Source organism: Frankia sp. QA3, from assembly GCF_000262465.1.
Taxonomy (GTDB): domain Bacteria; phylum Actinomycetota; class Actinomycetes; order Frankiales; family Frankiaceae; genus Frankia.
In genome coordinates this window covers 3,611,475-3,622,731 of record NZ_CM001489.1, presented here as the reverse complement: position 1 = coordinate 3,622,731, position 11,257 = coordinate 3,611,475, and the positions used below count along the sequence as shown (strand labels likewise).

Annotated in this window: 9 protein-coding genes; 4 read left to right on the top strand and 5 right to left on the bottom strand. The window is 73.8% G+C overall.

Annotated elements, in window-relative coordinates; translation table 11 throughout:
- Positions 1-1,508 (bottom strand): glycosyltransferase family 4 protein (locus FRAQA3DRAFT_RS14910; RefSeq protein WP_232292059.1); only part of this gene is annotated, 1,508 nt, incomplete at its 3' end.
- Between the two features lie 146 nt (positions 1,509-1,654).
- Here FRAQA3DRAFT_RS14910 and FRAQA3DRAFT_RS14905 point away from each other — a divergent pair.
- On the top strand, positions 1,655-3,100 hold the full coding sequence (locus FRAQA3DRAFT_RS14905) for a lipopolysaccharide biosynthesis protein (protein WP_009739861.1): 1,446 nt from the start codon (positions 1,655-1,657) through the stop codon (positions 3,098-3,100).
- 143 nt (positions 3,101-3,243) lie between these two features.
- Positions 3,244-5,589, top strand: coding sequence for a hypothetical protein (locus FRAQA3DRAFT_RS14900; protein WP_009739860.1), 2,346 nt, complete (start codon positions 3,244-3,246; stop codon positions 5,587-5,589).
- 3 nt (positions 5,590-5,592) lie between these two features.
- Here the strand turns inward: FRAQA3DRAFT_RS14900 and FRAQA3DRAFT_RS14895 are convergent, their stop codons facing one another.
- Positions 5,593-6,081: a GNAT family N-acetyltransferase gene (locus FRAQA3DRAFT_RS14895; protein WP_009739859.1), complete on the bottom strand. Its 489-nt coding sequence runs from the start codon at positions 6,079-6,081 to the stop codon at positions 5,593-5,595.
- Positions 6,082-6,227: 146 nt separating this feature from the next.
- Positions 6,228-6,497 carry a DUF1778 domain-containing protein gene (locus FRAQA3DRAFT_RS14890; protein ID WP_009739858.1) on the bottom strand — a complete coding sequence of 90 codons (270 nt, stop codon included), beginning with the start codon at positions 6,495-6,497 and terminating at the stop codon, positions 6,228-6,230.
- Positions 6,498-6,572: 75 nt separating this feature from the next.
- On the opposite strand from FRAQA3DRAFT_RS14890, the gene FRAQA3DRAFT_RS14885 reads away from it, so the two are divergent.
- Positions 6,573-7,418, top strand: coding sequence for an aldo/keto reductase (locus FRAQA3DRAFT_RS14885; protein ID WP_009739857.1), 846 nt, complete (start codon positions 6,573-6,575; stop codon positions 7,416-7,418).
- A 75-nt stretch (positions 7,419-7,493) separates the two neighbouring features.
- On the opposite strand, the gene FRAQA3DRAFT_RS14880 is transcribed toward FRAQA3DRAFT_RS14885, so the two are convergent.
- Both FRAQA3DRAFT_RS14880 and FRAQA3DRAFT_RS14875 read right to left on the bottom strand, forming a co-directional pair.
- On the bottom strand, positions 7,494-8,279 hold the full coding sequence (locus FRAQA3DRAFT_RS14880) for an ABC transporter permease subunit (RefSeq protein ID WP_009739856.1): 786 nt from the start codon (positions 8,277-8,279) through the stop codon (positions 7,494-7,496).
- Positions 8,276-9,490 (bottom strand): ABC transporter ATP-binding protein, encoded by a 1,215-nt coding sequence (locus FRAQA3DRAFT_RS14875; protein WP_009739855.1) that lies wholly within the window; start codon positions 9,488-9,490, stop codon positions 8,276-8,278. The genes FRAQA3DRAFT_RS14880 and FRAQA3DRAFT_RS14875 overlap by 4 nt, the downstream gene beginning before the upstream one ends.
- A 522-nt stretch (positions 9,491-10,012) precedes the next feature.
- Here FRAQA3DRAFT_RS14875 and FRAQA3DRAFT_RS14870 point away from each other — a divergent pair.
- On the top strand, positions 10,013-11,257 hold a 1,245-nt coding region (locus tag FRAQA3DRAFT_RS14870), incomplete at its 3' end, for a PP2C family protein-serine/threonine phosphatase (RefSeq protein WP_157468379.1).

Sequence of the window (11,257 nt, the reverse complement as noted above, 5' to 3'; positions counted from 1 at the left end):
GGCAGCGTGAACGCGGCGTGGGTGAGCTCGTCGTCGACGCGGCGACGATCCCGCGCAGCCGTCCCACCGCCGGCCCGTCCGCGGACCCGCGCGGACAGGCCGCTCCCAGCGTGTCCGCCGACCCGGGAGGCGAGGCCCGCCGCGCGCCGTGGCCGGCCGGCGGCCCTGGCGGTGGCGCCGAAGGCCGCCCCGAGGTCGTCTCGGGCGTCGGGCCCGGCCAGCCGGTCGATCTCGGCGGTGACCACCCGGGCGAGCAGCTCGGCGCTTGCGTCCCAGGTGAAGCCGGCCGCCCAGGCGCGCGCGGCCGCGCGCAGCCGGGCCGCGGCGGGCGGATCGGCCAGCGTTCGCAGCGCCGCGTTGATCGTCCCCGCGAGCGGCACGCCCTCGTCGACGAGCCAGCCCGTCGTCCCGTCCCGGACCGCGTCGCGCAGCCCCGGAACCCGAAACGCCACCGCCGGTACCCCGAGGGCGGCCGCCTCCAGCACCGACAGCCCCCAGCCCTCACCGTGCGAAGGGTTCACCGTCAGCCAGGCCGCGGCGAGCAACCGGTCGCGGGTGGCCGCGTCGGTGTAGCCGTGCCACCGCACCACATCGCCGTTGTGGGAGTCGTCGGCGCGGTCGCTCGTCAGGCCGAGCGCGACCGCGCGGGCGACCAGCCGCTCGCGCTCGGGGCCGTCGCCGACGACATGGACGGTGAGACCCGGATGATCGGTGACCAGCGCCGGCAGCGCGTCGAGGAGCAGATGCAGCCGCTTGTGCGCAACGAGCCGGCCGACGCACACGATCGTCGGCGCCGGCGCGGGACGCCCCCCCACCGTGTCCGCCTCATCCCCCGAGGACGTCCGGCCGGAGGGGACGGAGGCGGTCACGCCGGAGGGGACGGAGGCGGTCACGCCGTTGGGGACGAGGAAGCGCGGGCCGGGCAGGCCCAGCACGTCGCGCGCCTCGGCCCGGGTCGAGGGGGAGACGACGACCACCGGCCGGCGCCCGTAGACCAGCCGGCTGCCCGGCGCCTCCAGCAACTGCCCGACCCTGGCCACCGGTCCCGGGAAGTACAGCGGGAACTGCTTCTGGTGGACGTGGTGCAGCACCTGGACGACCGGCGTGGACGCCGGCAGCACCAGCGGGCTGAAGAACGGGATCCCGTTCTGGCAGTCGACGACCGCGTCGACGCGGTGCCCGGCCCGCCCGAGGCTCGCCAGCCGGCCCAGCACGGACGGATAAACACCGAAGGTGCCCCCGCCGCGGCGGACGTCCACCCCGGCCACGGACTCGGCGACCGGCGGTGCCGACTGGCCGTCCCCGGCCGGCCGGGAGGTCAGCAGCGTGACCCGCGCGCCGGCCGCGGCGAACCGCTCGGCGATCGACTGGCAGAACAGCTCGGCCCCGCCGGCCTGCGGGTGTTCCTGATCACGCCAGTTGAGGAACACCACATGCCGGCCGGCGAGGGTGGGCAGGTACCGGTGCTCCCCGAGTCCGGCGGGATACGGCGTGCTGGGGCTTCCCATCACCAGTGGCGTTCCTCTCCGTCCGATCGACAGGGCTTAGCATGTTCGCCTGCAACCTACAGATGTCGGAAAAATCGGCGGGCACATACCATGGCCGATGTTCCGCCACGGGTGATCGACGTGTTCCGTTCCCGATGGGGAGACTGATGGCGAAGCCCTCGCGAGAGGCTGTGTCCGGCCTGCTGGCCGGTCCGGCAGCCCTGGCGGTCGCCGGCATGCTCGTCAACGGCTGCAACCTGCTGATGAATCTCATCGTGGCGCGAGCGCTGGATTCCGAATCCTACGGCGCCGTGTCCGTTCAGGTGAGCATCTTCCTGATCCTGTCGGTCGCCGGAAACGCCCTGCTCATCGCCGTCGTGCAGCACGAGACATCCGGTACCGGGGACACGCGGCGCGAGCAGTGGTCGTGGATCCGCCGGCTGCGCGGCGCCTGCGGCGTCGGGATCGTCATCGCCACCGTCGCCGCCCTGGTGCTGTCCCGGCCGGCGGCGGCGCTGATGTCCTACCCCCACCCGGTGGCGATCGCCGAGGCCACGATCGGCGCCGCGCTGTGGACGCTGCTGTGCGTGGAGCGCGGCCTGATGCAGGCCCGTGGCGCCTACCAGCGGCTGGCCGTGAACTTCGTGGTCGAGGGTTTCGTCCGGATCGGCTTGGTGATCGCCTTCGTGGTCTCGGGCATGGGGGTCAACGGAGCGGGGCTCGGCATCGTCGTCGGCGTGGTCGTGGGCGCCGAGCACGCCCGCTGGGCGGTCGCCCGCACCCCGCGGCTACCCCGTCCGGCCATCGCCCGCACGTGGTCGGCGCCGCTGCCCGACGACGACACCCCGCCGGCCACCGGCCCGATCCCGGTGCCGATCCCGGCCCCGCGGGCCAGCGCCCGCCAGAGCGTCATCGCCGATGCCACCGTGGCGCTCGGTGCGCTCATCCCGCTGGCCCTGCTGCAGAACATGGATGTCGTCATCGTGGGCTGGCTGGGCTCGGACGGAGTGGGCGGCTACGCGGCGATCTCGACGGCCTGCAAGGTGCCGGTCTTCATCGGGCTGGCGGTGGCCAACTTCCTGCTGCCCGAGGCGGCCCGGCGGCGCAAGGAGGGCCGCCCGGCCGGGGCGACCCTGGCGGTGGCCCTCGCCTTCGTCGTCGCACCCGGGCTGTTGCTCGCCGCGATCGGCCTGGTCGGGGCGAACTGGCTGCTTGGCCTCGTCTTCGGCCCCCACCTGACCGGCGCCGCCCCCGCGCTGTGGGTGCTGGCGCTGAGCATGACGCTGCTGGCCGTCACGCTCATGTTCACCACCTACCTGCTCGGCGCGGGGGTGCGTCGGGTGGTCGGGGTGCTGGCTGTCGCCACGGTGGCGACGGCGGGGGCGCTGGTCTCGGCGGGCGGGGGCTCGATGGCGACGGCCACCGCGGCGCTCGTCGCCGAGTTGGTGACCGCGCTCGCGGTCGGGCTGCTCGTGGTCCAGCTCCATCACGCCGACCGGCAGGCGGCGGGCCGAAGGGCCGAGAACGACGGCCGCGGCGGCGAGGACGCGTCGCTCGGCGCCGCGTCGATCAGCGAAGCCCGCCCCGAAGAGGGCTTCCCCGCGCCGGTCTAGGCGCCCCCGGACGGGCGTGGTCCTTGGACCTTGTCCGATATGTCGTTCTGATCCGTCGGGTACGGTCGTCCTACTCGGCCGGGGGTCCCCCACCCACCGGCCTTGAGAGGCCCCACCGGCGTTGAGAGGCGAGGCCACCGCACATGCCAGCCAAGATCCGTTCGGATGCCGACGGCGGTGAGCGCGGGCGCACCACGGTCGGCAGATATGGCCGTCGTCGCGGCAGGGACACCCATGACGGCCCTGAGCACGAGAGCCATCCCGACTCTGACGCCCCTGCCCCGGGCGCCCCTGCCCCGGACACCGCTGCCCCGGGCGCCGCTGCCCCGGACGCCTCTGCCTCGGATGCTCCTGCCTCGGAGGCCCCCGCGTCGGACGCCGAGCCCGGGGAACGCGACCCCACCGCCCGTGACAGCCTCACCGCCCGTGACAGCCTCACCGGCGACGGCACCGACGACCACGACACCCTGCCCGGCCGCGGCAAGCCGGTCCGGATCGGTAGGCAGGTCCGTTTCGGTAAGAGCCATGCCCCCGACGACAGCGACGATGGCGGTGCGGGTGGTGACGATCCCGACACTCTGCCGGGCCGGGCCGGTACCCCCGTCGGCGACGACATCGGCCCTCCCGAACGCGGTCGCCGTGCCCGCCGCCGGGGCCGAGCCGCCCGGCGTGACCGTGCCGCCGAGGCCGTCTGGATCGGCGTCGCCGACCTGCCCGGCACCGACCAGCCGGAGAACCCTCCCGGGCCGGGCGTGGCCCCGGACGGCGATGGGACGGCGGGTCCGGCGCACTCCCGGCTGAGCCGCCGCCGGCTGCTCGCGGGCGCCGTGGGGCTCGGTGCGGCCGCAGGTGGCGGGCTCGTCGCCGGCCGGCTGCTGTCGTCGGACGGGCCGACGCCCGACGGCCTGCCCCGGGGCCACCCGTCCGCCCCGGTCGGCGGGGTCACCGCGGGCCCCTCGGTCCCAGCGGGCTCGGTGACGAAGCTGCCGGAGAACCTGCTGACCATCTACGGTGCGCCCGGCACTTTCGGGGAGTTCGACGGCGGCCAGTCGACGGTCCGGATCACCGAGGTGCCGGGGTGGGGCTTCGGTCCCGGCCAGGCCGCGTTCATGTCCGCGGTGTCGGCCGACGGCACCGTGTTCGTGACGACCACGCCGTTCACCGACGACCAGTCGAAGCTGACCGGCACCGACATGGAGATCGAGGTCTTCGAGCCGGACGTCGAGCGGTTCACCCGGGTGGTGATCCCGTCGACGAAGGGCCGCATGAGCCTGCCCCGGTTCGATCCGAACTACCGCGGCGTCGGTGGCGGGGACACCTCCGACGTGATCGTCGTGCCCGGCCCGGACGGCGCCCAGCGGGTGCTCTTCACCTCGCTGATGCCGTTCTTCGGCTGGAACACGGCCGTGGACGGGGAACTGCCGAGCGTGGGCCAGCTGCGCCGGGACCGGCTGACCGATCGGTGGGTCTACGACCAGCAGGCGTCCTGGACGGCGGCGCAGCTGGCCGCGACAGCTCCGCCGAACGTCGCCGCCCAGGCATTCCCGGTGCTCGCGCCGCTGGAGCCGCGTTCCCCGCGCGGGCCGTCGTCCATCGCCCGCCTGCCGCGCAGCGGGCACCTGGTCATCACCCAGTACCTGGGCACCGGCGTCGGTGGGACCGACAACGGGGCGCTACTCGTCGTCGACCCCGCCGGCCGGGTCCTGGCGCACTGGCAGTATCCGGAGGTCCGGCCGCTGGGCATCGGGCTGGTCGTCAACCCGCGGGAGGTCGTCGCCGATCCGACCAGCGAACCGGACGACGAGCGGTTCGTCCTGATCAGCGACGTGCGGGGCCTGGACTACAGCACCCAGCCGTTTCCGATCCAGGAGTTCTCCTACTCGGCGTCGCGCGGCACCATCACCCCGTGCAGCACCGCGGTGCGTGCCGTTCAGGACGGTTCCCGGATGGAGTCCGCCGTGTTCGGCGCCGACGGCACGCTCTACGTGGCGCGGACGAAGAATGACGGCCTGCGCGCCGAGACCCTAGCCGTCTACCCGAAGGTCGGCCGCGAACGAGGCCTGGTGACCCGCGCGCCGGCGACCGGCAACTGGCCGGTGGACACCTGGGGCATCGAGAACCGCCCCGACTACCTGGTCGCCGGCACCGACCGCGGCGGGCTGGTCCGCAGCATCACCGTCGACCCGAGGACCGGCGCGGTCCTGCTCGCCGGCCTCGACGGCCTGGTGCAGGTCGTGCGGCCGGCGGGGCGCGGCGGGCGGATGACCTTCCGCACCGAGCAGCCCATCGACGTGGGGCTGAGCATGCTGCGCGGCCCGTCGACCCGCTACGTCGGGGTGCGCCGCGGCGCGGTCGACCCGCTGCGGCGCAGCCTGTGGCTGCCCGTCAACCAGATGGTGCTCGACGGCCTGCCCTGGCCCTACCCGCCGTTCAAGCTCGACCAGTGGCTGATGCGGGTCGATCTCGATGTCCTGCTGGGCGACGAGTAGCGCTCAGTCGCCTGTCACGCCGCGCAGCGGCAGCGCCAGCAGGTAGGGGTCGAACCGGGCGTCGCGGAAGCCGAGGTGGCGGTAGAAGTCGCGCCCGGGTGCCCGCATGGCGTGGGCGAGCAGCAGGGGCAGGCCGACCATGCGATGCACGGTGAGCGAGCGCATCACCGCGTCGCGAACGAGCCGGGCGCCGATCCCGCGGCCCTGGTAGCGCAGATCGACGGCGAGCCGGCCGACGAACATGGCCGCGACCGGCTCGGTCGGTCGCCGCGACCGCCGGCGCGAGCCGGGGATGCGCTCCACGGCGGCCGTCGCCAGGCAGTAGTAGCCGGCGATCCGGCCGGCATCGACGATCACGAACGAGTTCGTGGTCCGGTCCTGCTGGTGTTCGAGGGCGTGGTGACGCAGCCAACCGTCGAGCAGGTCGTCCCCGCTGTTGAAGATCGTGCGATCCATCGCCTCGGTCAGGGCCGCGGGCTTGGTGAGGGGCACTGCGTGACATCCTTCTTGCCGGGACCGCGCGCGGAGCGCCGACTGGCCGGTTCACCGGCTCGGCGGCCAGCGGTTGATCGGCGGCCGGCCCCGGACGGTGGGTGTGCGGTCGGCGGCGCGGTCGGGAGGCGGTGGGAGGTGGCGGACTACTCCGCGCCCGGCTCGTCGTCGAGCAGCCGGCGCAGCCGGGAAGTGTCCGCCGGCGGGGCATCGAGCAGTGCCTCGAACGCGCTCCAGTCCGTGTCCGGCACGCGGAACAGCCGCCGGTCGGCCAGCACCTCCCGGGCGTACCGCCTCATCGCCTCGACCGCGAAATCCTCAAGGGACAGGCCCTCACCCTCCGCGGCGGAGCGGATGACGCCCGCGGAGTCCGCGGGTAGCTGTACGGCGAGTCTGTCGTCCCTGGCGGCACTCATGCTGGCAGTCTGCTCTCCGCGCGTCCGGGCCCGCTCGCTGGGTCTGCCTCATCGTGACAGAAAGGTCTGCGCGCCGTGCCGCCTTCGCCCGTTCCCACCGTCCCCCTCGCTCATGGTGCCCGGATGCCCCAGCTCGGGCTCGGGACCTGGCCGCTGGATGACCGCGCGGTCCAGGGCGTCGTCGAACAGGCGATCGGGCTGGGCTACCGGCTGATCGACACCGCCCACAACTACGGCAACGAGAAGGGGGTGGGCGCCGGCCTGCGCGCCGCCGGAGTGCCCCGCGAGGAGTTGTTCGTCACCACGAAGTTCAACAAGCGCTCACACAGCGTGCGAGGGGTGCGACGGGCGGCCGCGGAGAGTACCCGGCGGATGGGCCTCGACTACGTCGACCTGTTGCTCATCCACTGGCCCAACCCGTGGCGAGACCGGTACGTCGCCGCCTGGAAGGGCCTCGTCGAGCTGTTGAAGGACGGCCAGGTGCGGGCCATCGGCGTGTCGAACTTCAAGACGACCCACCTGGACCGGCTGCTGGCCGAGACCGGGATGGCCCCGGACGTCAACCAGATCCAGCTCGATCCGCGGCTCGGCCGGGACGCGGTCCGCGCCTACCACGCCGAGCACGGCATCGTCACCGAGGCGTGGAGCCCGCTGGGCGCCGGCACCGGCCTGCTCGACGAACCCGTGATCACTCGGATCGCCGCCGCGCACGGCCGCAGCCCCGCGCAGATCGTGCTGCGTTGGCACGTCGAGCTCGGCCTGGTGGCGGTGCCGAAGTCGGCCAGTCCGGCCCGGCTGGCCGAGAACATCGATGTCTTCGGCTTCAGCCTCACCGCCGAGGAGGTCGCGGCCATCTCGGGCCTGGACCGCGGGCCCGCCGGCGAGGCCGACGCCCTGGACTCCGACGTCTTCGGCCACTGACGTCCTGGGCCACTGACGTCCTGGGCCACTGGGCCCGCCACGCCGGTCCTGCGCCAGGTCGCGGCGGCCGGACGGTCAGGCTGTCATGTCCCGCCGCCGGAAGATCACCAGGGCGAGCAGCACCATGACGCCCGCGTAGAGCACCCCGCGCAGCAGCGCGTCGGCGTAGGGCATGGCGTAGGCGGCGCCGCCGGTGGCGATCTCCTGCATAAGCTGCACCGGCAACCAGGAGCGCGCCGGGTGGTAGATGCGTGAGATCAGCATCTCCACCGGAAGCGCGTAGGCGAGTGCGACGGCGATCGCGGCCGCCGGCCCGCGCAGCAGGATCGCGGCCAGCGCCCCGATCGCCGCGTACCCCAGCGACCCGAGGCACAGGTTCACGAAGCCGGTGCCGAGCTCGGCCAGCCCCGCCCAACCGCTCCAGCCGGCGGTGGACACCCCCCGGGTCGGCGCGAGCAGGAACGACAGCCCCACCGAGACGATCGTGGCCGCCGCGACGACAACGACGACGAAGGTCGCCAGGGCGAGCAGCTTGCCGGCGAGCAGCCGGGCCCGGTGCGGTTGGGCGACGAGCTGGTTGCGCAGGGTGCCGTGGCTGTGGTCGCCGGCCAGCGACGCGGCGACCACCGACAGCGCCACCACCCCCAGCAGGATGCTGACGGCCTCCACGCCCTGGATCAGGCCGTCCGGCCGGGACAGCGCGGCGGCGGTGACCGGATCGCCGTCGAAGTCCTGGTGCCCTACCGAGAAGAAGGTCAGCACGGTGCCGAGGACGGCACAGGCGACCACGGCGCCGAGCGTGCCCAGCAGGAACCGGGGCCGCAGCAGGGGCACCCATTCGGCGCGGAACGCGGTGATCATGTGGCGCCCCCGCGGCTGTGGGCCGGGTCGAGCCCGGCGCCCGCGGGCGGCGGCACGCTCCCGTCCGGCGCCTGCGCGGCCTGGGCGGAACGGACCAGGTCGCCGTCGATCTCCCCGGTGACGCGCAGGAACGTCTCCTCCAGGTTGGGTCGCTGGGTGCGCAGCGAACGCAGGGTGATGCCGGCACGCATCGCGAGCCGGTTGAGGTGGGCGGCCAGTCCCTCCGGGGCGTGTGCGGTGACCACCGGCCGGCGGCCCCGGGTGGCCGAGGCGTCCGGGGGACCGCTGCACAGATCGATCTCGACCCGCAAGCCCTCGTCGTCGAGCAGCCCGGCCAGCCGGCGCGCGTCGGCGTCGTGCTCGGGGATCATCAGGATGCGCGGGTCCTCGGCCGCGAGCAGGTCGGTGACGTGCCCCTGGAACAGCATCCGCCCGTTATTGATCATGACGAGGTGGTCGCAGATCTGCTCGACCTCGGTAAGCAGGTGGCTGGAGACGAAGACCGTCATCCCTGCGCCGGCGAGCTGGCCGAGCAGCGCCCGGATCTCCCGGATGCCCGCCGGGTCCAGACCGTTCGTCGGCTCGTCCAGGATGAGCAGGCACGGATCGGGCAGCAGGGCGGCGGCGATACCCAGGCGCTGCTTCATGCCGAGCGAGTACGAGCTGAACCGGTCGTCGGCCCGCTTGCCCAGGCCCACCTGCTCCAGGACCTCCTCGACGCGGCGCGCTCGGCGGGCCCGCTGCCAGCCCCCGATCCCGCGCAGGATGGCGAGCTGGTCGAGGTTGCGCCGGCCCGACAGGCCCGGATGGAACGTCGGGCCCTCGATCATCGCGCCGACCCGGTGCAGGTAGCGGTCCGGCTCGGTGATCGGCTCGCCCAGGACGTGACCGTGCCCGGCCGATGGCCGGATGAGGCCCAGCAGCATCCGCAGCGTGGTGGACTTGCCGGCGCCGTTCGGCCCGACGAAGCCGGACAGCGCCCCGCGGGGCACCTGGAGGTCGAGATGGTCGACGGCGCGCCGGGCGCCGTAGCGTTTGGACAGCCCGCGGGTCCAGATCGCCGTGTCGGAGCGGGCCATGCCCGCCGCGGTGTCCATGCCCGCCGCGGTGTCCATGCCCGCCGCGGTGTCCATGGAGGCCGGCGAGGTGGCCGGCACGCGCGCCGGGCCGCGGTGCGCGTGGGCCGGGTCGGTGGCCGAACCGAAAGTCATCGTGGTGCTGCTCCCACCCTGTATGTCGAATGCCTGCCGCCGGGGTGTCCCCGCCACGGCGAGCCTCGGGGAGTGCGACCGGGGCGGCCCGTGTGCGCTCGCGGCCCGGTCGGGCGACGCGCGCCCGCGGAAGTCAGGGGGCGCCACGTCCACGGATGCCAACGACCAGCCGACGGGCGGGGTTCCGACTCCGCGGCTCCATCCCGTGTTTTCTCGCCGGCTGACCTCGTCACGCGCCGCGGCTCTAGGAGGATGAGCAAATACCTTTTTTCGCTTCATTGCGGGCTTATTCGCTTTCGCGCCCAGGGGTGGGTCGGGCGGCTTCCTGAAAGGTCGGGTGCGGCGGCACCGCCGGCTATGTCCCGGTGGACCTGCTCGTTTTCCTTCGGTTGACCGGGTGCGCCGAACCCACCGGGTTGCAAGCCCGGGCCGATCGTCGGACGACCGCGCAGCTCAGCCCGGATGCCACGGCGCCTGTCACCCGGCACAACCCGCCCCCGACGGGTGGACGACAATCCTGGTGTGGGCGAAACGGCCGGCCTCCGGCGCGGCATCCGGACGCTGACGCTGCTCGCGAGCATCGCGATCATCGTGATGCTGGTGCTGGCCGTGGCCTCCGCGTTGCGGTCGCGGCACGCCGCCGCCGAGCGGGGCAAGCATCTGGACCCGGCGGCCACGACCGCCGCGATGCTCCTCGCCGATTTCGTCGATCAGGAGAGCGCGCTGCGCGGGTACATCGTGACCCGCGACCGTGGTTTCCTGGGGCCGTTCGACGGCTCCGACCGTTCGATCCCCGCGCTCACGGCGCGGCTGGACGACCTGCTGGCCGACTTCCCCGACCTGCGGGCGCAGCGGGCCCGGGTGGACGTCGCCTACGGGACCTGGCGGCGCGAGGTCGTCGAGCCGGAGCTGGCCGCGATGGCCCGCGGCGACGTGGCCGAGGCCGCCGAGATCGTCCGCGCGAACGCCCGCCGCGACTTCGACGAGCTGCGCAGCCAGGTCGCTGGCCTCGCCGACCAGATCGACCGTGAGCAGGTCGAGGCGTCCGGCCGGGTCGAGAGCGCCTCCGTGCTGCTGCTGAGCTCGCTGGCCAGCGCGATGTTCGTCATCCTCGGCGTCCTGGTGACGATCATGGTCGTGTTGCGGCGCTGGCTGCTGCGCCCGATCGGCGCCCTGCAGCGTTCGGTCAACGCCGTTGCGGCCGGGCGGTACGACACGCGGATCCCCTCCGTGGGCCCGGCGGAGATCGTGGCCCTCGCGGCCGACGTCGAGACGATGCGCGCCCAGCTCGTGCGCCTCGTGCGGCAGAACGAGCGGTCCTGGGAGGCCCTCGCGCAGCAGGGGCCCGCCGTCATCGCGCTGCGGGACGCGCTCACCCCCTCGCTGCTGCATGCCCGCGGGCTGATGCTGCATGGTCGGGTCGATCCGGCCCAGGGGGAGCTCGCGGGGGACTGGTATGACGCCTTCAAGCTGCCCGACGGGCGCGTCGCCGTGGTCGTGGGCGACGTCTCCGGCCACGGCGCCGCCGCAGGCGTCTTCGCCCTGCGGCTCAAACAGCTCCTCGACGCCGCGCTGTCCACCGGCGCGGGGCCGGCGGCCGCGGTGGAATGGGCGGTGGAGAACCTCGGCGAGACCGAGGAGATGTTCGCCACCGCCATCATCGCCGTCGTCGATCCGCGCAGCGGGGAACTGCACTATGTCAACGCCGGCCACCCCGACGCGCTGCTGCTGCGCCGGGCCGGCCCGGCCTGGGCCATGGCCGCGCCG